19 protein-coding genes are annotated in these 22,281 nt (G+C 35.0%); 3 read left to right on the forward strand and 16 right to left on the reverse strand.

Going from position 1 to position 22,281, the window contains the following annotated elements:
* Positions 1–27: 27 nt before the first annotated feature.
* From AC4FQ3_RS20415 to AC4FQ3_RS20425, 3 genes are read right to left on the reverse strand one after another with little or no spacing between them, the layout of a single operon-like run.
* Positions 28–2,238: a xanthine dehydrogenase family protein molybdopterin-binding subunit gene (locus AC4FQ3_RS20415; protein WP_491183079.1), complete on the reverse strand. Its 2,211-nt coding sequence runs from the start codon at positions 2,236–2,238 to the stop codon at positions 28–30.
* 7 nt (positions 2,239–2,245) lie between these two features.
* Positions 2,246–3,226: an FAD binding domain-containing protein gene (locus AC4FQ3_RS20420; RefSeq protein ID WP_491183080.1), complete on the reverse strand. Its 981-nt coding sequence runs from the start codon at positions 3,224–3,226 to the stop codon at positions 2,246–2,248.
* Complete coding sequence (locus AC4FQ3_RS20425; RefSeq protein WP_042566488.1) at positions 3,223–3,861, reverse strand: (2Fe-2S)-binding protein; 639 nt, start codon at positions 3,859–3,861, stop codon at positions 3,223–3,225. The genes AC4FQ3_RS20420 and AC4FQ3_RS20425 overlap by 4 nt, the downstream gene beginning before the upstream one ends.
* Before the next feature lie 177 nt (positions 3,862–4,038).
* Between AC4FQ3_RS20425 and AC4FQ3_RS20430 the strand changes: the two genes are divergently transcribed.
* Positions 4,039–5,157 carry a cysteine desulfurase family protein gene (locus tag AC4FQ3_RS20430; RefSeq protein WP_491183081.1) on the forward strand — a complete coding sequence of 373 codons (1,119 nt, stop codon included), beginning with the start codon at positions 4,039–4,041 and terminating at the stop codon, positions 5,155–5,157.
* Positions 5,158–5,293: 136 nt separating this feature from the next.
* On the opposite strand, the gene AC4FQ3_RS20435 is transcribed toward AC4FQ3_RS20430, so the two are convergent.
* From AC4FQ3_RS20435 to AC4FQ3_RS20445, 3 genes are all read right to left on the reverse strand, one after another.
* A complete protein-coding gene (locus AC4FQ3_RS20435) occupies positions 5,294–5,887 on the reverse strand; it encodes a nucleotidyltransferase family protein (protein WP_491183082.1) in 594 nt (197 codons plus the stop codon).
* Positions 5,877–7,001 (reverse strand): XdhC family protein, encoded by a 1,125-nt coding sequence (locus tag AC4FQ3_RS20440; protein WP_491183083.1) that lies wholly within the window; start codon positions 6,999–7,001, stop codon positions 5,877–5,879. Before AC4FQ3_RS20440 ends, AC4FQ3_RS20435 begins: the two co-directional genes overlap by 11 nt.
* A 197-nt stretch (positions 7,002–7,198) precedes the next feature.
* Complete coding sequence (locus tag AC4FQ3_RS20445) at positions 7,199–7,669, reverse strand: copper resistance protein NlpE (protein WP_491183084.1); 471 nt, start codon at positions 7,667–7,669, stop codon at positions 7,199–7,201.
* Between the two features lie 358 nt (positions 7,670–8,027).
* On the opposite strand from AC4FQ3_RS20445, the gene AC4FQ3_RS20450 reads away from it, so the two are divergent.
* Positions 8,028–8,360, forward strand: a complete 333-nt coding sequence (locus AC4FQ3_RS20450) for a YegP family protein (protein WP_042566493.1) — start codon at positions 8,028–8,030, stop codon at positions 8,358–8,360.
* Positions 8,361–8,463: 103 nt separating this feature from the next.
* On the opposite strand, the gene AC4FQ3_RS20455 is transcribed toward AC4FQ3_RS20450, so the two are convergent.
* The 10 genes from AC4FQ3_RS20455 to rhaT form a co-directional block, all read right to left on the reverse strand.
* Positions 8,464–8,850 (reverse strand): helix-turn-helix transcriptional regulator, encoded by a 387-nt coding sequence (locus tag AC4FQ3_RS20455; protein WP_042566494.1) that lies wholly within the window; start codon positions 8,848–8,850, stop codon positions 8,464–8,466.
* Positions 8,851–9,051: 201 nt separating this feature from the next.
* On the reverse strand, positions 9,052–9,453 hold the full coding sequence (locus AC4FQ3_RS20460; protein WP_073398317.1) for a hypothetical protein: 402 nt from the start codon (positions 9,451–9,453) through the stop codon (positions 9,052–9,054).
* A gap of 431 nt (positions 9,454–9,884) precedes the next feature.
* Positions 9,885–10,784 (reverse strand): carbohydrate kinase family protein, encoded by a 900-nt coding sequence (locus tag AC4FQ3_RS20465; RefSeq protein ID WP_491183085.1) that lies wholly within the window; start codon positions 10,782–10,784, stop codon positions 9,885–9,887.
* Positions 10,785–11,087: 303 nt separating this feature from the next.
* Complete coding sequence (locus tag AC4FQ3_RS20470) at positions 11,088–11,675, reverse strand: LutC/YkgG family protein (protein ID WP_491183086.1); 588 nt, start codon at positions 11,673–11,675, stop codon at positions 11,088–11,090.
* Positions 11,665–13,068 carry a lactate utilization protein B gene (locus tag AC4FQ3_RS20475; protein ID WP_471733253.1) on the reverse strand — a complete coding sequence of 468 codons (1,404 nt, stop codon included), beginning with the start codon at positions 13,066–13,068 and terminating at the stop codon, positions 11,665–11,667. The genes AC4FQ3_RS20470 and AC4FQ3_RS20475 overlap by 11 nt, the downstream gene beginning before the upstream one ends.
* Before the next feature lie 368 nt (positions 13,069–13,436).
* Positions 13,437–14,177 carry a (Fe-S)-binding protein gene (locus AC4FQ3_RS20480; RefSeq protein ID WP_042566539.1) on the reverse strand — a complete coding sequence of 247 codons (741 nt, stop codon included), beginning with the start codon at positions 14,175–14,177 and terminating at the stop codon, positions 13,437–13,439.
* Between the two features lie 377 nt (positions 14,178–14,554).
* A complete protein-coding gene (locus AC4FQ3_RS20485; RefSeq protein WP_491183087.1) occupies positions 14,555–15,916 on the reverse strand; it encodes an FGGY-family carbohydrate kinase in 1,362 nt (453 codons plus the stop codon).
* Between the two features lie 93 nt (positions 15,917–16,009).
* Positions 16,010–17,284 (reverse strand): sugar isomerase, encoded by a 1,275-nt coding sequence (locus AC4FQ3_RS20490; RefSeq protein WP_491183088.1) that lies wholly within the window; start codon positions 17,282–17,284, stop codon positions 16,010–16,012.
* A gap of 187 nt (positions 17,285–17,471) precedes the next feature.
* Entirely contained in the window at positions 17,472–19,616 is a 2,145-nt protein-coding gene (locus tag AC4FQ3_RS20495) for a bifunctional aldolase/short-chain dehydrogenase (protein ID WP_491183089.1), read from the reverse strand.
* 36 nt (positions 19,617–19,652) lie between these two features.
* Positions 19,653–20,702: an L-rhamnose/proton symporter RhaT gene (rhaT, locus tag AC4FQ3_RS20500; RefSeq protein ID WP_491183090.1), complete on the reverse strand. Its 1,050-nt coding sequence runs from the start codon at positions 20,700–20,702 to the stop codon at positions 19,653–19,655.
* Positions 20,703–21,074: 372 nt separating this feature from the next.
* Between rhaT and AC4FQ3_RS20505 the strand changes: the two genes are divergently transcribed.
* Entirely contained in the window at positions 21,075–22,115 is a 1,041-nt protein-coding gene (locus AC4FQ3_RS20505) for a GntR family transcriptional regulator (protein WP_491183091.1), read from the forward strand.
* Positions 22,116–22,281: the final 166 nt, after the last annotated feature.

Consider the following 22,281-nt stretch of genomic DNA (forward strand, 5'->3'; position numbering starts at 1 on the left):
CCGTAGGGACTACACGATATTATTAAATTATGCTGTCGCTACAGTAGGCTCTAAAATTTTATCAAGTGTAATTGGTAAATCTCTAACACGTTTTCCGGTTGCATTAAAAACTGCATTTGCAATTGCCGGCGCCATTCCTACCAATGCAGTTTCTCCCAAACCTTTTGTTCCCATCGGGTTACTTACAGGATCTTTTTTATTTACAAAAAACACTTCCTGTTTTTCAATATCAGCATTTACAGGTACATGATAATCGGCAAAATTATTATTGATTGGGCGTCCAAAACGGTGATCGATTTCTAAAACTTCCATTAATCCCATTCCAATTCCGCCCACTGCACCTCCATACATTTGTCCTGCCGAAGTTTTATGGTTGATTACTGTACCAATATCGGCACAGGAAACTACGTGAGCAATTCTGATTTTACCTAAATTCGGGTTTACCAAAACTTTTACAAAATGCACTGAAAACGAATAAATAGAATATTTTTTAGCTTCTTCTGAACCTTTTGATTCATTTTCGACTGCTAATTCTTCTAATTTATTAGCACTAAGCAAAGTCGATAAAGAAACCGATTTTGAAGCTTCTTTTTTAGAAGTAACCGAACCATTTGCAAAAGCTAAATCTGTGATAGGAATATTTTTAAAAGTTGGGTTTTCTGTTGCCAAACCAAGAGCTTTACTCACTAATAAATTACAGGCATCGTGAACTGCAGAACCCACAGACGAAGTCGTTGCAGAACCACCTTGCGTTGGTCCTTTTGGTAATCCACTCCTACCCATTTCAATCACTACATTTTCTGTTGAAATTCCGGTAATTTCTGCACCAATTGCTGTCATCATAGTTGCTGTTCCGGGTCCCATATCGTTTACGCTGCACTGAAGTACCAAGTTTCCATCTGCCAAAAATTTCGCTTTTACTGTTGTAGGGTTTCGGTACGAACCAAAAGTTCCTGTTCCCATTCCATAACCTACAAGCCATTCGCCTTCACGAACACTTCCGGGTTTGTTTTTACGGTCTTTCCAGCCAATGCGTTCCATTCCGGCTTCATAGCAATCTAAAAGATATTTACTGCTCCATGGTTTATTTTGTTCGAGATCTTTTTCGGCATGATTGCGCTTGCGAAAATCAATAGGATCCATATTTAATTTATGAGCCAATTCGTCGATAGCGCTTTCTAGGGCAAAAGAGCCCGTTGCTTCGCCGGGACCACGCATCCAGATTGGCGTACAAGTATCAAGTTCAGCAATTCTATATTTGGTCGAAACATTGGCACAATCATACATAAAACGTGACATGTTTACGGTTGCTTCGGTAAAATCTTCATAGTTCGAAGTCATTGCCAGGGCTTCGTGACTTAAACCTGTAAGTTTACCATCTTTAGTGGCTCCCAATCCCATTTTCTGAATCGTGTAAGGGCGAAATCCAACATTGGTAAACATCTGTTCACGATGCAAAACCAATTTAACCGGTTTGCCTATTTTTTTTGATCCGATTAAAGCTGCAATTTCATAAGGCCAGGTATGTAAGCCCATTCCAAAAGCACCACCCAGATATTCAGAATGTACTTCTACATCTTCTGGCGGAATTCCAAAGACGTTCCCAACACTTTTTCTGGTTCCTTCTACACCCTGACTTTTAGTATATAAAATGGGTTTATTATTTTCCCATTTTGCAATAATATTTGCCAATTCCATGGGATTATGAACTTCTGTCGGAATCGTGTATTCTGCTTCTAAAACAACTTCTGCCGTTTTATAACCATCTTCTGTTCCGCGATTGTAATCTTTTGCACGATCTCCACCGGGGTTTCTGCTTTTATCTTTTGCCTTTTCAAGTTGTGTTGTATGTTCTTCTTTTAGATATTCGGCTTTAATTAAACTCGCCGCATATTGCATACGCTCAAAAGTATCGGCAATAACCAAAGCTATTGGCTGATCGTAGTAACGAACCGAATCGTCTTTAAATATCTGAAGCGGCTGCCCTAAATTATTACGTTGTTTGGCTTGCTCGTATCCTGCAGGTTTCTCAACATTTAAATGTGTTATAACCGCCAAAACTCCCGGCGCCCATTCGGCTTTTTTAGTATCAATACTCTTGATTCGGCCTTTGGCAATCGTACTTCCCACCAAACAGGCGTAGGTAACACCAGCGGTTTTGTACTCTGCCGAATAAGTTGCAGAACCCGTTACTTTAGCAAATCCGTCAACTCTGTTTATATTACTTGTCTTGCTCATAATCAAATTATTTAGATGCTGCTATAGTTAACGCTTCGGTGATTGCATTTGGTCCTAGAGTCAATTTAAAGGCGTTGTCGCCATAACTTTTAGCGCCTTTCATGCTTAAATTTGCCGCTTGTCTGAACGTTTCTTCAGAAACTGTTTTTCCTTTCAAAAATTCTTCCGCTTCTGTCAATCTCCACGGTTTATGTGCAACGCCGCCCATTGCAAGCCTTGCATCATTTATTACATTATTTTTAATATCTAAACCAACTGCGACTGAAACCAGTGCAAAAGCATAACTGCTTCGGTCACGAACTTTTAAATAATGTACGTTTTTAGTAAAATTGTTTTCCGGAATTTCTACCGAAGTGATCAATTCTTTACTTTCCAATGTATTGTCTTTTTCAGGCGTATTTCCGGGAAGACGATGAAAATCAGTAAATTTTATTTGTCTTTTACCTTTTGGGCCTTCTACAAAAACAGTCGCATCAAGAGCCGCTAGTGCTATACACATATCACTTGGATGAACGGCAATACAACTTTCTGAAGCACCAAAAATAGCGTGCATTCTGTTTGAACCGCCAATAGCTCCGCAACCGCTTTTTGGTGTTCGTTTATTGCACGGCATATCGGTGTTATAAAAATACGAACAACGCGTGCGCTGCAACATATTTCCGCCAACGGTTGCCATATGCCTGATTTGCTGAGATGCTCCGGCGGCTAATGCCAAAGCAAGCAAAGGATATTTTTCTTTAATGGATTTATCTTCGGCAACCTGACTGTTTTTTGCCAATGCGCCAATCGAAACTTTTCCAGTTCCAAATTCGATCTTTTTTAAATCTAAAGCTGTAATGTCGACCAGTTTATCCGGAGCAACAACATTCTTTTTCATTAAGTCTACCAGGTTTGTTCCACCTGCAATAAACATTGCCGAAGGTTCTTTGCTAATATTGGTTACTGCAGAGCCGGATGAAAGCGCTCTAATGATTTGAAAGTTTTTCATAATGGCTTCCCTCCTTCCTTAACTTCTGTTATCGCGTCTACAATATTATGATAAGCACCACATCTACAAATGTTTCCGCTCATATATTCTCTAATTTCTTCTCTGCTGTTGGCGTGACCTTCTTTAATGCAGGCAATTCCGGACATGATTTGTCCCGGCGTGCAATATCCACATTGAAAACCGTCATTTTTGATGAAAGCTTCCTGCATTGGATGCAATTTTTTTCCTTTCGAAAGTCCTTCAATTGTAGTCACCTGGGCATTTTGCTGCATGGATGCCAATGATAAGCAGGACAAAATTCTGGTACCGTTTACATGGACGGTACATGCGCCACATTGTCCGTGATCGCACCCTTTTTTTGTTCCTGTTAATTGTAAATTCTCCCTCAACAAATCCAGCAAAGTAGTTCGTGGTTCAACATTAAGATTGTGTTTTGTACCGTTTACTTCTATCGAAAGCGGAACTGTCTCTAAATATTCTGCAATTTTTTCATCCCACTTTTTTTCTGAAGCCATAACCAATGAAGGCGGAGCAAAAGCAAGGGCGGTAAATAATCCTGATTTTTTGATAAAATCGCGACGGGAATTGGTATCGTCTTCGATTACTTTCTTAATATTTGTTTTCTTGGGAGCCATGCATACTGTTTTTAAATTAACAAATTGCTTGTAGTAATTCTAACAAATTTAAGTATCCTTTGTGAGAAAAAATTACAAAATTCACATAATCCTGTTATTCAGAAATTTTCTAGATAAGGACTGTTTCTGTTAAATTTCAAAATCGTATTTTTACAATAATTAGACTAAATGCCACCCATGATTTACCTTGACAACAATGCAACTACCCGTTTAGATGATCGCGTATTAAATGCTATGCTTCCGTACTTTACAGAAAATTATGCAAATGCAGGAAGCGCTCATCTTGCAGGATTAGCTGTAAGTGAAGCTGTCGCTAACGCGGCATGGCAAACGGCAAATTTGATTGGTGCCAAAGAAGAAGAAATCATCTTTACATCGGGTGCAACCGAAGCTATAAATCTCGCCATTAAAGGTCTTGCTAATCAGTATCGTAAACATATTGCTACAATTGTAACAGAACACAAAGCTGTACTCAATACCTGCGAATTTATGGAAAGTATTGGGTTTGAAGTTACCTATTTACCTGTGGGCTCTGATGGTATTTTAGATCTTAATGTTTTAAATGAATCAATTACAGATAAAACACTGATTGTCATTGCAATGTTAGTCAATAATGAAACTGGTGTAACTCAAAATATTGAGGCAATTTCTGAACTTGCTCACGCCAAAAATGCATTGTTTATGTGTGATGCTACGCAGGCAATTGGAAAAATTCCGGTTGATGTTGAAAAACTAAAAATTGATCTTTTACCACTTTCTGCCCATAAATTCTATGGACCGAAAGGTGTTGGTGCTTTGTATATTTCGGCGAAAGCCAAATTAAAATTATTGCCTCAGCTACATGGCGGAGAACAACAACGAAAATTACGAAGCGGAACATTAAACGTGCCCGGAATTATTGGTTTAGGTAAAGCAAGTGAAATTGCTGTTAATGAATTCGAAAGCGATCAAAAAAGAATTACAAAATTGAGAGACAAACTTGAAAATGGCCTGCTAAATTTTGAAGGTTCATTTGTAAACGGAAATACTGAAAACCGAATTTACAATACTACCAATATTTGTTTTCCGGGTGTTATTTCCGAAACCTTAATTCTGGCTTTACAGGATATTTCTGTTTCTAATGGAGCTTCTTGTTCGGCCGTAACATCTAAACCTTCGCATGTTTTAAAAGCAATGGGTTTATCTGATGATGCTTTGAGTTCGATACGTTTTAGTTTGGGAAGGTTTACTACTGAAACCGAAATTGATTTGGCTGTTGAAAGGATTTTGGATTTGACTGGCAAATTACGCGTTTAGGTTTTGCCACGAAGGCGCTAAGGCGCAATTTTTTTTTCACCGATTAATCAACGACCGTATTGTGATTTCTCGTGCCTCGAAATGACAAACTTTGAAAACAAAAAACTTCGTGCCTTAGCGCCTTCGTGGCAAATCTTCAAATAAGCTTCTCATAATCTTCTATTGTATCAATATCGATATTACCTTTTTCGAAAGGAACAGCAATAACATCATCGTTAAAACGGTTGATTATTTTTTTTGCACCTTCATAACCTTTCAATTCTAAAAGTTCATCGAAGTATTTTTTATTAAAAAGAACGGGGGTTCCTAATGTTTCAGAATAAGCAGATGCTGCAATTCCTTTTTCGTTATTTTGGTAGTGATTAATTAAATCCTCAAAAATAGCAGTTGTTAAATAAGGCTGATCGCAAACGGCAAAAATACAGCTTTCACAATCCGCACATAAAATTAATAGTTCTTTAAGCCCTTTGGCGATTGAAGTTGACATACCAGCTTGCCAATCTGAGTTAAAACAGATTTTAATTTCATCACTATTAAGGCTTTTTTCTATTAGTTCGCTATTTGATCCTGTTACCACGATAATAATTGAATCAGGAACCGATAAAGCTGCTGCAATTGTATTTTTTAAAAGCGTTGAGTTCTTATATTCCAATAATTGTTTGGGATGTCCTAATCTTGAAGAATTTCCTGCGGCCAGAATAACAATACCCATTTTTAAATCATTCGACATAAGGCGCTGAGTTATGAATTTTTCCGGTTTTGTATTTGAGTGAAGTACCGGTTTTGCCACTCATCATTGCTTTTATTTCGGCAACAATCGACAAGGCAATTTCTTCAGAAGTTTCGGCACCAATATCAAGTCCGATTGGGCCATAAATGCGATTTAATTGCTCTTCGGTTACTTTTATTCCTTCACCCAACAAATCATCGAGCATGCGGTTTAATTTTGTTTTCGGTCCCAGAATTCCAATATAGCGGCAATCGGTTTGCAAAAGCAATTTTAGCATTGCCAAATCGTATTTGTAATTATGTGTAATTAATACAAAATAAGTTTGATGGTCAATGTTTATATTTTCAAAGACCTGCTCTGGTTTTCCAACCCATATTTGTTTTGCTTCCGGAAATCGTTTCCTTGTTGCATGTGTGGCGCGGCCTTCGGCTATTGTAATTTCCCAGCCTGCTATTTCAACCATTTTTACAAGTGGCTGCACATCGTTCCCCGCTCCAACAATAATAAGTGAAACCGGTGGCGTTATATATTCGATTAAGGCTTCGGCGTCATCATTTTCATTTAGTTTTTTTATGATCGTAAGTTTATCTTCTAAAACCTTTTTTGCATCCGGAAGAAGTTCAAAAGCTATGTTATTAGAACATAAAGGATCTGAATTTTCTCTGTAAAACAATATAGTTCCGTCTTGTCTGGCCTGTTTTTGCAACGAAAATAAAGTGCCAATTATGGCAGGTTTTCTTTCTGTCTGCAATTGTTGTAAAAGCCGGATTGGATTATTTTCTAACGTTTCGTCGATATATTCAAAAAGAATATGAACAATTCCGTTGCAGCCTAATTGCAGTCCTACTTCAGCATCTTCATCGTTAGTGGTATTATATGTTATTAATTTATTTTGCTGCTGATGAATTGAGAGCAATGCTTTTCGAAGCGCATCGCCTTCTAAACAACCGCCGCTTATGGCTCCTGTTAGCAGACCGTCTTCGGTAACGAGCATGCGTGCACCGGGTTGTCTGTACGACGAACCTTCTACCTTAACAACTGTGGCCAATGCAGTCTTTTTTCCTGTGGCTTTTGCCTCTGAATATGCTTTAATAATTTCGCTAATTTCTTTCATAGTGGTAAATGCCTTCTAACAAAAATAAGGGATTTAAATAATTTTTACCACAAAGTCTGCAAAGTTTTCTAAAGAAATAATCTCGCAATCCTAATCAAGATCAAAAGTGATATTTACCAAATAAACGAAACAAAAAAGAGTTAAAATGTCCAGGCGAACATTTTAACTCTTTTACTTTTTTGCTAATAATTATTTTGTTAATGAATAATCGTCAGTGAATAATTGAGGTCTGATTTAATTATTTTTCGATTATTATCCAATAAATAAATCTTTTCACGATTATTACTATAACTGCCGTAATAAATCTGTTGTGCTTGAGGTTTATCCCAATTTAGTACATAAATTGTTCCATCTGCATCATCTTCCAAACCTCTTTCGAGATTAAAATTACCTTTTTCTGTAAATTCTTTTTTGGGTCCTTTTCCTTGATAAGTACTTGATAATTCAAATTTATGACTTTCTATCGTTCCATCTCCTTCATAAATTTTCAAAACTGTTTCGATCCCTTCACAATCTGCACAAGGAATTACGCCTTTATAAATTGTAGCCTGGTCCGAAACATTGCTGTTCATTTCAACATCTTCCGTCTCTACAACTTTTTCACTTTTTTTAGAATTACACGCAAAAAATTGCGCTGTAACAACTAGTACCAATAATAATTTTTTCATGACCTTTTTTAAACAAAAGAAAGAATATTCTTAGATTTAAAATTTGATTTAACAAAACTTTATGGTTTAAAAAAATATAATTCTACTAAATCTATTTTTGAACTTTCGATTGATTCTTATTTAAAAAGTATTTTTTCAAAATTCATTTTGCTTCTACATTCAAAAAACATTTTGGCATTTTACCAAAACAATTTATCAAACAATTGTAGTTCTTTTTAAGTTTTTCAGCTTTGATTTGCAGATTTAATACACTGAATATTATTAAATAATTATTTTTTTTAGCAATATAATTTATATGATGAAGTTTTGTATTTTTATCAGGCAAAATAAAAATGTTACCTAACTTAAACCAATAATTATGGGAAAATTTGTGATTACAAAAAGAGCCAACGGAGAATTTCAATTCAATTTAAAAGCTGGAAATGGCCAGACTATTTTAACAAGCGAGGGTTACAGCACAAAAGCAGCGTGTAATAACGGAATTGAATCTGTAAAAACAAATTCGCAGGATGATGCCAGATTCGACAAAAAAGAATCAAGTAATGGAAAACCTTATTTTAACTTAAAGGCGTCAAACGGTCAGATTATTGGCGCCAGTGAAATGTATGAAAGTACATCTGCCAGAGATAACGGAATCGCATCTGTAAAAACAAATGCCCCTGACGCTGTTACAGACGATCAAACAGCATAATTCTAAAATATTTAAATAAACACGAATTTCACAAAACTAACACAAAAATTAGTGCAAATTAGTGAAATTCGTGTTTAAAATAATTTATAATAAATAGTTGATTTTATATAGGTCCGAATTTCTTTTTGTACCGATACAATTCTTCTTCTGTTTTTTTTAGAAGTTTTTCGAGGAGCTTTATTTTATCTTCGTAAAGCGTTTTCAGGGTTTCGTTGTTATCCTGATTAATGAGGATACTCCCGTTATTGTTTCCTTTTACATTATTAAAATTATTAAAGTATCTCTGACTGTCGAAACTAATGATATCTTCTACACTAACATCTAAAATACGGGCAATTTCAACTAATTTAACATAGGAAAGAACCGTTTTTCCTTTTTCAATTTTACTATAACCCGCCTGGGTGACACCTAGTTGATCTGCCATATATTCCTGAGTGTAATTTTTTAACTCTCTAATGCTTTTTATTTTGTTTTTTATTGAAGTGGCCATAAACTTTGTTTGGGGGGATGGTATAGCTATAACTGCAATGCGTATCTGAATTTGCTTCCAAATGTAGGTCAATGAAGCACCATTTATATGTTATTTTTTTTTAATGGTAATTATGAAACCGTATACTATTGCAACAGCCATAAATACCCAATCGAAATATGAAATTCCGAATAATGATTGATCCATTTTATTATCTTGGTTTTATGCTTCCTGCAAAATCTGATCAAATTTTAGACTAAGGTACTGGTCAATTTGTTTTCCTATTTTTGTTCGGTCTAATGCTTTTATTTTAATTTTGGTTTCTTTCTGATAAATGTCTTTTACGATAACATAATAATCAAATTCGATATTTTTAGGAAATCTTAAAATGATTAAAATAGTGTAACAGAGCAAAGTTGGAATAATGTAGTAGAGTTCGGCAAAATTCGAAAAAATAATAAAATAATAGGCAAAAGCGGTTACTATTAAAAAAACAATGTTTTCAAGAAAATAGGATTTCTTTTTTTTGAGCAATCCAAGCTCGACAATTTCATCAAAATTGTACTGCCAGTGCTCCGATCCGTAATAAAAACGGACTTGATCATGTGTGAGAGTAATAAACATAGTAATTGTGTTGTTTTAAAATAATAAGTATTCAATAACGAAATCTTAAATACAGTAGTGAAAAACCATTTTTATACTTGAAAATAGGTATAAAAACGCTAAAAATGTTACGAAACATTCCGAATCACAATATTACGTATATTCTGCTTTTTTATTCTTACAAAAAGTATCATAGAATATAACTATACGTTGTAATTCAATCTTAATATCACTTTTTACTGATTTTTAATATAGTTAGATTGAGATTTTACTGATATAGTATTTTATCCTAAAATTGAATTGTAAAATTCAAAAATTATTACCCAAAAAAAAGGCCGTTTCTTTATATTAGAAACGGCCTTTTTTTATCAAAATTATTCTTTTTTATTTTTTTTTTTAATGCATACACCTAAAAATCATTTGTTTCATAAATTTTTATCATCTAATAAAATTTATTTTTTACCAATCATATTCTCAATTCGTGAAAACGATATTTCAGGATTTGCTCCCGCAGATTCTGCAACCAAAGCACCAATGGCACAAGCAAAATCAATAGAAGTCTGCGGATTCTTATCGGTAAGTAAATAAGTTATTAACGAAGCCAAAAACGAATCGCCTGCCCCAACTGTATCGGCAACTTTTACAGGATAACCTTCATTTTCATAAAGTTGTCCTTTCCAAAACAATAAAGCGCCATGTTTGCCTCTTGTTACGCAAATTGCTTTTGTGTGGGTAAGTTCTGCAATAAAATGAATATTTTCTTCAAGACTTTCAAAAGGTGATTGTAAAGCCTTGGCAATTTCGAGGATTTCTTCGTCATTAAACTTAATAAAATCTGCAGAAAGCATTAATCTTTCAAGCACTTCATACGTATAATGCGGTTTTCTTAAATTAACGTCAAATACTTTATAAATCTTCATTTGCAGCAAATCTTCCAGCGAATCTCTCGAAACTTTATCACGGCAAACCAAGCTTCCATAAATTAAAACATCGGCATTAATAACCAGCGTTTCCGCCTGATTATTCAATACAATTTTATCCCAGGCCGATGGATAATTAATTTCGTAAGTCGCAGAACCTCTTTCGTCTAAAGTTACCTTTACCAATCCTGTCGGGAAAGTTTCAGATTGCATAATGGCGTCTGTCTGAAGTCCTAATTCCTTTACGTGGTTTAGAATTGCTTTTCCGTCTTCATCATTTCCAACACAGCTTATCATTGCGACTTCACAGCCTAATGTTTTCATTCGCAAAGCCACATTAAGCGGGGCTCCGCCTATCTTTTTCTTATCTTCAAAAACATCCCAAAGTACTTCTCCGTATGCTACTGCTTTAAGGCTTAAATCGTTATTCATTCTTAACTTTTTTAATATTTATATGCAGGTTCAATATTATAAAGTTAAACTTTTATTTTTTGATGAGCTATAGAACGTGGAATATACAAACAAAAATAAGTCACAGCGTGACGTTATATTTATAGAACAGCGTGACGTTATATTTATAAAAACATAAAGGTCTATTATTTAAAAAGCTCCATCAGAGCGAGATATCTCACTCCGATGGAGCTTTACAAAACGTATGTATTTTTTAGCTATAAATATTATGCTCCGCTGGAGCATTGAACTAAAATATTGTTTTTTTTTGTTAATGGATTTATTTTACTCCAATAAAAAAACAATCAATCCCCTCGCCCCATGCGCACCCAGAACCAAAGATTGTTCAATATCTGCTGTTTTTGAAGGTCCAGCAATAAAAGTTCCGAAACCATATTCCTGGTTTCCAATTCTTTCATACGCCTGATGCATTGTTGGGATAATGTCGCTTTTGTTTACGATAATCGCCAGATATTGTGCAATAAAAGGTGCCACACGCTGACCCAAAATATCATCTGTAACCCAAAGTGCGCTATTTTCGGCAACGCCAAAATGTGCTTTAATAATCGTTAATTCAACGTTTTGCAACAAATGCGGATCTTCGTTTTTCCAATCTAAAACCGCCACTTCAGAAAGCTCAGGAACTGTGGTTATAATTCGTCTTTCGAGTGCATAATTTTGCTTTAAATAAGCTAATATTTCATCGTAATTGGAAACTTCAACAAAATCACCACCTATGTTTTTAAGCACAGTTTTATAGGTATCCAAAACCTCAAATTGATCTGATCCTAAAACATTTAGATTAGGTAAATCAGCAACTATATTGGGCTGGCTATTTTTTATTTTTTGCAAAATTTGTTCTTTACTGCTCATCTTTTTTCGCTTTAGCTTCTCTCGAATTTTTCTTGTACCATTCTCTAAAAGATTCCTCAGGAACATCTGGCATTTCGCGCTGATCGTACCATTTATTCATTTTATTATTGACCAAAGCAGGAATATTTTTCATTACAAATCGGCCTGATTTTCCTGCGATATTAAAAATAGTCGGGTTTGCCAAAACGGTTGCCATTGTTTTCATTGCTACGGTTTTTGCTGCCGGGGTATGCCCTTCTTTTACCAAAACCTGACGCCATTTGTACAATTGATCGTGAATGTCAATTTTTACAGGACAAACATTGGTACACGAACCACAAAGCGTACTTGCAAAAGGTAAATCGGCATTTTTGCTCATGTCGAGATTGGGTGCTAAAATAGCGCCAATTGGTCCCGCAACGGCATTGTGATAACTATGTCCTCCGCTTCGTCTGTAAACCGGGCAAGTGTTCATACACGCACCGCAACGAATGCATTTTAATGAGTTTTTAAAATCTTCTCTGCCTAATTGTGTGCTTCTGCCATTATCGACAATTACGATATGAATTTCTTTTCCGTCTCTTGGTTTTTTAAAATGACTCGAAAAAGTCGTAATCGGCTGTCCAGTTGCGCTTCTGGCCAATAATCTCAGAAAAACACCCAAATGTTTTCGCTGCGGAATCAATTTCTCAAATCCCATACACGCAATATGAACATCGGCTAAATGTGCGCCCATATCAGCGTTTCCTTCATTGGTACAAACCACAAATTCGCCGGTTTCTGCAATCGCAAAATTGACTCCGGTTAAAGCTACTTTTCTGGTTAAGAAGGTATTTCTTAATGTTAAACGAGCCGATTCTGTTAAATATTGAGGGTCAAAATTTCCTTTTTCTGTACCTAAATGTTCATGAAAAGTTTCGCTTACATCTTCTTTTTTAAGGTGAATGGCAGGCAAAACGATATGACTTGGTGGTTCTTTTCGAAGCTGAACAATAAATTCTCCTAAATCAGAATCGATTACTTCGATACCTTTTTCGGCTAAATAATCATTTAAATGACATTCTTCTGTAAGCATTGATTTTGACTTCACCATTTGCTTTACATCATGTTTTGCCATGATCGAATGCACGATTTCATTATGTTCTTTGGCATCGGCCGCCCAATGCACAATGATTCCGTTTTTTTGAGCATTCGCCTCAAATTCAACTAAATAATCATGAATATTTGAGAGTACATTATTTTTTATTTGTGAAGCCGTTTCGCGAAGCAATTCCCAATCGGGAATATTATGCGCGGCTCTGTCACGTTTTTCACGAACAAACCAAAGTGTTTCATCATGCCAGTTTACGCGTTCTACATCTTTGTTAAAACGTGTTGCGGCTTCACTATGTTCAATTATTTTTTTTGATGACATCTTTTTCTTTTGTTTTTTTACCATTAAGACATTAAGTAATTTAAGCCTAGCTTGCCTTTTTTATTTAACCAAAGATATTAAGTTATTTAAGGCAAAACTTTATGAGCTTAATCTCTTAATGGTAAAAAGAAAATTAAGCTTTAATTTTAAAAATCACTTTCCTTGTTTATTTAACCATTAAGATATTAAGTAATTTAAGCCTAGCTTTATGAACTTAATATCTTAATGGTTAAAGAGAATTAAGCTTTAATTTTAAAAATCACTTTCCTTGTTTATTTAACCATTAAGACATTAAGTAATTTAAGCCTAGCTTTATGAACTTAATCTCTTAATGGTAAAAGAAAATTAAGCTTTAATTTTAAAATCACTTAGTTTTCAAACGAATTTAATATTTCGGCAATATGAATGGTTTTTATGCTGCTTTTTTGTCTTTTCAGGATTCCTTCTAAATGCATTAAGCACGACATATCTCCACCTGTAATATAGTCAACCTGATGATTTTCATGATCTTTGATTCGGTCTTGTCCCATTTTTACAGAAACAGCTTCTTCGGTTACGCAAAATGTTCCGCCAAAGCCACAACATTCATCTTTTCTGGATAAAGAAACCAAATCAAGTCCGTTGATTTTGCTTAGTAATTGTTCGGGTTTAGAGAAAAATGGCGCGTTTAATTCCGTCATCTGCGAAAGCTTTAATCCACGCTGACCGTGACAGCTTGCATGCATTCCTACTCTAAATGGAAAATTTCCGTTGATATGATCTACTTTCAAAATATCGGTAATAAATTCCGTTAATTCGAATACTTTTTTACGCATTTCAGCCGCTAATTCTTCTTGTTTATCATCATGCAAATGTTCTTTTACATGCAAAACACAACTTCCAGACGGACAAACGATATAATCAAAACCAGCAAAATTGGCTATAAAATTGGCATCACAGCCTTTGGTTAAATATTGATATCCGCTGTTTGCCATCGGCTGTCCGCAACAGGTTTGCCCCATCGGGAAATGAACTTCACAGCCCAATTTCTGCAAAAGCTCATAGGTTGCAATCGCTACTTTTGGGTAAAACTGATCGACATAACACGGTATAAATAATCCGATTTTCATATTCTTTTTCATTATTTTTTAAACACATAAGCTATGTGTGTAAATATTTTTTCACGCAGATTTTGCAGATTGAGCAGATTTTTTATTTTAATCTTTTCTTTCAACGGATTAAAATCCGTTGCTGCAAAATGAATCGTTCCGCCGGAACTTTTGTAAAGAGCCTTCATATCACTTTGTAGAGTTACTTGCGAAGATTTCTCTCCCGAAGCCTCGGGATCGAAATGACAAACTACCTTCAATAATTATAATAAAAAAAATCTGCTCAATCTGCCAAATCTGCGTGAAACAAAATCTTTTAATCCTTTAATCTGTGGCATTTATTCTACCTCAAACCAAACAGATTTTTAATTTTTAATTCTAAATTTTTAATTCCAAATCTAGTGCTTATAAAACTTCAAATCAATCAAATCATTTTGAATTGGTTTTGGATTCCAGTTTTGATGAATTGCCAATGCCGCGCCCAAAGCGCTTGCCTGCGCCATTGATGCCGCATACACTTCTACATCCGGGAAAGCTTCTGCCAGTAAATTCATAAAAATAGAATTTTTGCTAAAACCTCCATCTACAAAAATCTTTTTTACAGGACTATTACGAATGACTAAATTAGTTGAAAAAAACTGTTGTTCGACCAAATCAAGCATTAATTGATGATATGCAATATCGTAATTTTTAAAGGTATTTAAATCTCTTTTTTGAAACGGACATTCTTTTAGAATATCAAAATCATATTTCCTGGGATAAACGATTTGAAAATTTAAAGCTCTTAAATTCGAAACGATCTTTTTATCAAAATAAATATCCTTGAAAGAATCAAACGGCACATTGAAATGTTCTGCCAATCTTTTGGCCTGAATTTCATGTTCGTTGCCCGAAAACAATCGCGCTGCTTTTACCGGTTTTTCGGTGTATTGCATATAACATAAACAATCGTTTTGAAGTTCTTCAAACGTTAAAGGCTTATTATTAAACGGATTCAATGAAATACTCCACGTACCCGTTGATAATAAAACAAAAGGTTCTGTAAAATTAATAGTGTACGGAATAATTGCCGATGAACTGTCATGCAAACCAATCCCGACAGCGATACCATTTTCTTTTTTAATAATGTCTTTTCCCGGATGAATTGGCGGAAGTTTCTCTTTAATCCCTTCATTTTTAAGCCATTTGTGATACTTCATCTTTTTAAAATTCCAAAGATTAGTATGGCATCCAATGCTTGTAATATCGGTGTAAGCTTCTCCGGTTAAAAGAAAACTCAAATATTGCGGAAGATGTAAACAATATTCTACTTTTTCAAACAATTCCGGATTTTCTTCTTTTAGCCTGTAAATCTGCATTCCGGAATTCAGACTTCCTAAAACTGGAGAAGCTGTTTTTACAGCAAAAACTTCTTCTCCTTTATATTTAGTATAAAAATTGTCTTTTAGCTCTTTTGGATAATCTTTCAGATAATTATACAAAGGCGTTAAAACTTCACCTTTGCCATCAATATAAACAAAACTGGCTCCGTAAGTGCTAAAATTTATTGCTTTAAGAGTGTAATTACTGAGTTCTTTAATTTCTGATAATCGATCAAGAATCCAGTTTTTAAGGACTTCAATATCTTCGCAGGGAAAACCGTCTTCATCAACTGTTTCATCGAGATTTACTGATTTTTCCCAGACAATTTTATAATTTTCATTAAATAAAAATACCTTTTTGTTGGTTTTACCAATATCAAAAATTGCAACTACATTCATTATTTTAATTTTGAGTTATGAATTATAAATTGTGAGTTAAAGAATTATGATTTTGTCCTAGTTAACGAATAACTCATAATTCATAACTTATAATTATAATCCTGTTGCCATCGTTTTTAATCCTCTTTCTCCAATTAGATTTTTTCTAACATCAAGACTGCGGTATAATGTTACAGGGTTTAATGCAGCTCCTGAACGCAAACGGGCTTCGGCAACCAAAGCGCGAACATCGGTACGGAAAGCGTTTTGCAAAATTTCCTGCGCTTTTACCACATCGTTCTCATTCTGAGCAATTTCTAATGCTTTTCTGTCAACCAAAAGTGCCTGAGCATAAGCAATCATAATCGCTTCTACAGATTGCAATAAATCTTCTAAAGGATCTTTTATGTTGTGAGAAGCATCGATCATCCAGCCTAAATCTTTGGCGTGATTCATTCCTCTGGCATCCATTCCTTCTACTAATTCATTAAAAATCAAGAATAATTGGTAAGGTTTTAAAGCTCCCGCTGTTAAATCGTCGTCGCCATATTTTGAATCGTTAAAGTGAAAACCACCCAATTTATTTTCCATCAATAATAAAGAAACAATTTGCTCGATATTGGCATTTGGCAAATGATGTCCTAAATCGACTAATGTCTGTGCTTTGTCTCCTAATTTTTTTACATAAGAATACGATTGTCCCCAATCTGCAACTGTTGTAGAATAAAAATTAGGCTCTGCACATTTGTATTCTAAAAATAATTTCCAGTTGGAAGGCAATGCGTCGTAGATTTCTTCTAAACTTTCTAATGTATTTTGGTATGCTTTACGGAAGTTTAATTGTCCCGGAAAAGAAGATCCATCTGCTAACCAAACGGTTAACGATTCTGATCCTAATTCAATCCCGTGTTTGATAACTTCAATATTGTGGGCGATCGCTTGTTTACGAACCGCTTTGTTTACGTTTTGTAAGGAACCGAATTTATAGGTATGTTCCTGATTGGCCTGATCCTGAAAAGTATTCGAGTTCATGGCATCAAACTTTAATCCGTGTTGTCCGGCTAAGTTTTTGATTGCCTGATAATCCTGTGGAATATCCCACGGAATATGCAATGAAATCGCTCCCGAAGCTTTATTTAAAGCATGAAGCAAACCTACATCTTCTATTTTTTCTTCGATCGAACGTGGTTCTCCGCCCCCTGCAAAACGCCCGAATCTTGTTCCTCCGGTTCCCAATGCCCAAGATGGAATTGCAATTTGGAATTCGATTAATTTTTTAATAATCGCTTCTGCATCACCAATTTCTGAAGTTGTAAATGCAAATTTATTTTGATGTTTTTTTAATAACTCATCATTATGCGAGTCTATTTTGTTTGATCCAATTAACATATTTTTTCTCTTTAATGGAATTTCAATTGATAAATATATAAATTGAATTCCTGTTTTACTATACTATTTTGAAGCTAATTTGTTTGTTTAAAATTCTTTTATATTTTAAAAACCTAACATTCGAAATCATCGAACGTTAGATCACAAAAAACCACTTTTGCTTAAACAAACTTAAAAAAAACTATTTTTATCTATAGAAACCCATTGATACCCCGCCGTCTACGTTTAGTGCGTTTCCTGTCGATTTATCCAGTAAACCGCCAACAAAAGCAAAACACGCATTGGCAATATCATCAGGCAATATGATTTCATTTAATAAAGTGCGTTTGGCATAATATGCCGGTAATTCTTCTACCGTAATACCATACGCTTTGGCTCGTCCTTCTGCCCATCCTCCAGACCAAATGTTTGAGTCTGAAATTACAGCGTCAGGATTTACCGTATTCACACGGATTTTATCAGCACCAAGTTCTGCTGCCATAAGGCGCGTTAAGTGTGCCTGGGCTGCTTTTGCCGATCCGTAACCCGGATTGTTTGGTCCTGCTACAACGGCATTCTTGGAAACAATGTTTACAATATCTCCGCCAAATCCTTGTTTACGCATTACTTCGATTCCGGCTTTTGAAACTATAAATTGTCCTTTTACCAGAATATCATATAATCTGTCCCATTCTTCAAGCGTGTGTTCTGCAATTGATTTTGAAATGCTGATTCCGGCATTGTTTACCACGATATCAACTCCACCAAAAGCCAAACAAGCTTCGTCTAATGCTTTTTCTGTACTGCTTTCGTTGGTTACATTTAATAATGTACTTGAAACAGCATCTTTTCCGAAGGTTTTTATAAAATCTGCTGTAGCTTCACTTAATCTTTCTTCGTTAATGTCGTTGATGATTACACAAGCGCCTTCCTGAGCAAACTTTTTGGCGATTGCTTTTCCTATTCCTCCGGCAGAACCTGTGATAAGGGCAACTCTTCCAGAAAGTGCTTTTGGTTTTGGCATACGCTGTAATTTTGCTTCTTCCAATAACCAATATTCGATATCAAAAGCTTCCTGATGTGGAAGTGACGTATATTCTGAAACTGCTTCTGCACCTTTCATAACATTTACTGCATTCACATAATATTCTGATGCCAAACGTGCCATTGTTTTATCCTTTGCAAAAGTGAACATTCCAACTCCCGGATATAAAATTACCACAGGATTTGGGTCACGCATTGCTGGTGAATTTGATTTTTTGCAGGTGTTAAAATAATCCTTGTACATCGCTCTGTAAGCTTCAAAAGCAGGCTGTAATTTTGCTTTGATAGCGTTTACATTTGATAAATCTTCGTTTGGATCGAGTTCCAAAACCAATGGACTTATTTTGGTTCTCAAAAAGTGATCCGGACAAGAAGTTCCAAGCGGAGCCAATTTCTCTAAATCATTTGAGTTGATGAATTCCAAAACCCTTGCATCATCAGTATAATGTCCAATCATTTGACGTTCTGACGAGCAGAATCCTCTTAAGATTGGAGCAACTTTTGCTGCTTTTAGTTTACGTTCGTTTTCGGGTAAACTTTGTATTTTTTGTCCTCCAAAAACAGGACGTTTTTTTCCGTAGTTGTTCTCAAGGTAAGTCGCACATTTCTCGATTACTTCAAGCGTGTTGATGTAACTTTCATATGAAGTTTCACCCCAGGTAAAAAGTCCGTGAGAACCCAGCATGATTCCTCTTAATTTTTTTCCTTTTTTTTCTGCTTCTTCAAGGCAAGATCTCAATTGTAAACCAAGATCAAAACCCGGACGCTGCCAGCCTACCCAGCCAATTTCCCCGTCGAATAATTCTTCGGTGATTTTTGCTCCGTCTTTGGCCGCCGCGATGGCAATGGCTGCATCGGGATGCAAATGGTCGATATGTTTGAATGGTAAAAATCCGTGTAAAGGTGTGTCAATTGACGGTGCTTTTGAAGCCAAATCAAAAATACAATGATTGAAAAGTTCCACCATTTCATCTTCAAATTCGATGCCTCGGTAAACGTTTTCCAGATTACGAAGTCTGTCTAAATACAATGCCGCACAGCCTGATTTTGTAAGTGTTCCAATATCTCCTCCAGAGCCTTTGATCCACATTACTTCTGAGTTTTCACCAGTCAAGGGATCTTTGTCGGTGATTTTTACCGAAGTATTTCCTCCTCCGTAATTGGTCAATCTTAAATCGGCTCCAAGTAAATTAGAACGATAAATGAAAAGCGCTACTTCATCCCCTGCCAAGGCTGCTGCTTTGGCCTCATCCCAAAGGTAGCTTACGTGCTTAAAATTCATATTTGGTGTTTTTATTATATTTGACATTATATAAATGTATTGGTTGGTTGTATGTCTTTTATTTTATAATGAATTTCCAATTCCGACCAATACTATCGAAAGCATGATCAATCCAATTCCCCATAAAAAAGTATTGAATGTTTTTTTGGAAACTCCTTTCCATTCTTTCAGATAAAATCCCCAGAAATTGGCTGTCAGGATAATCGTCGCCATGTGCAGAATCCATGAACTAGCTCCGTTTCCTAATTTGCTTTCGCCCATTCCATAGAAGAAAAATTGCAAAAACCACATTGTTCCGGCAAGTGCAGAAAAAAGGATATTTTTAGTAATTGGAGTTGATTTATTGGTATAATCTCCAAAGGTTTTATTCTTGAAATTCAGATACATACACCAAATAAAATTCGTTGTAAGTCCGCCCCAAAGAAGAACGATATAGGTTACATTATTTTGAAATAAAGGGTTACAGCCTGAAACTACAGCCGCTTCTGCCATTGGTTTTCCGGCTTCGATTCCGTAATTGAAAAAAGAGCTTAAAATACCAGATATTACAGCGATAATAAGTCCTTTTGTAAGATTAAAATCTTTGTCTTTATCTTCATGTCCAACGGCAAAATCTTTTTCTTTTAAGATTCCTGCTTTCCCGGAAATAGCAATTCCGATAAGGCAAACCACAACGCCAAGCAACACGAGCTGTCCGCCAGTGCTTTGTAACATATCCGTAAAGGAAATTTTTCCTTCAGTTGGATAAAAATTATAATAAACAGAAGGCACTAAAGCTCCAAAAGCGGAACAAAAACCTAATACGATAGAATTTCCTAGCGACATTCCTAAGTAGCGAACGCCTAAACCGTATGTTAATCCACCAATTCCCCAAATCAATCCCATAGAAAAAGTAAAGGCTTTGATTGTAGGCGAAGCTGCAGCAATAATATCAACAAAATTCGGAATCGTTAAATAAGCTGCAATTGGCGGAACGATAAGCCAGGAGAAAAAACCTCCTACGAGCCAGTAGCTTTCCCAAGCCCAATTTTTAACTTTCTTGAATGGCATGTAAAAACTCCCTGAAGAAAAACCTCCAATGGAGTGAAAAATGATTCCTAATAATGATTCCATTTATTAATTTGTTTGTGGTTATTGTGATAGTTAATCTCGTTTGGTAAAATAAGAAAATGTAAAAAACAAAACTATCCTGTACTATCCTTTATATTATATGTTAAAACAGAGAGGTATTGTAAAGAAGAGTCTGATTATATTGAAAAAATAAATTTAAAATTTCTATTTTAGCAATCGATTTCGCAATTATTAAAATGATACTTATTTAATAAATAAAAAATCAGATTAAGAATTAAGTTCCTTAAATTTAATGTCTCCTTTTAATTGAAACACTAACAAAACAAGGTAACAGATTAATTTAAAACTATTTACAAAAAATATAATTTAGAATTGCGTTTTATTAAACGAGCGTAATTTGCAATTACAAGCCCCATGATCAAACTTATTAAAATAGATGAAGATTCAAGAGTTCCAAAATACAAACAAATTGTAGACTCGATTCTGCAAAATATTGCCAACGGAAATCTAAAAATAAATCAAAAAATTCCTTCTATAAACAGCTTTAGTGAAGAATTTTATATGTCGAGAGATACAGTTGAGAAGGCTTATAATATTTTAAAAGAACGAAAAATTATTTCATCTATTCGGGGAAAAGGCTATTATATTACCCGAACCAAGCTGGAATCTAAGGTTAATATTTTGTTTCTATTTAATAAACTGAGTGCGTACAAAATGAAAACGTACAACTCTTTCATCAATACTGTGGGTGCAAATGCCCATACCGATTTGCATATTTACCATTGCGATGAAACATTATTCCTGAATTTACTGGACAAGTTTGAAGGTGTTTACGACTATTATGTTATTACTACGCATTTTAAAACCGATGAATTAAAACACTTAAGTTTTACTGATGAAGTTGTAAAAGCGATTCAGAAAATTCCGCAGGATAAATTGGTTATTATGGATAACATAAAACTGACAACGGAAGGCGAAATTATCAAAATTTATCAGGATTTTGAAAATGATATTTACAATGCCTTAAAAGAAGGTCTTGCCAAAATATCTAAATATAAAAAATTAATTCTGGTTTATCCTGAAAAAGCGGTTTATCCTTATCCGCGCAGAATTTTACACGGTTTCAAAAAGTTTTGTGTCGAACACGAAATCAATTTTGAAATCCTAAGCGAGGTTTATGACGATATGGTGCTAAAAAAAGGCGATCTTTTTATTACTATTGAAGAATCTGATCTTGTTAACCTTATGAAACAAATTCGCGATGAAGAATATGTTTTAGGAAAAGATATTGGCGTAATCTCTTATAACGACACTCCATTAAAAGAACTTTTGGGAATTACTGTAATGTCGACCGATTTTAATGTTATGGGGGAAACTGCTGCGCGAATGATTTTGAATAAAGAAAAAGGTTCGGTGAAGGTTCCGTTTAATTTTATTGACAGGAATTCGATTTAAAATAAAAAATCTCACCAATTTTAAACATAGCCAACGGTTTCAACCGTTGGAGCGCAATATGTTCATACAATGTGTATTCCAATTACATGATTGAAATCTTTAAAAAACAATGCGTTTTACAATACGTCTCCCACGGTTGAAACCGTGGGCTATGTGTATAAAATAC

The organism is Flavobacterium sp. AK-345 (assembly GCF_058310175.1).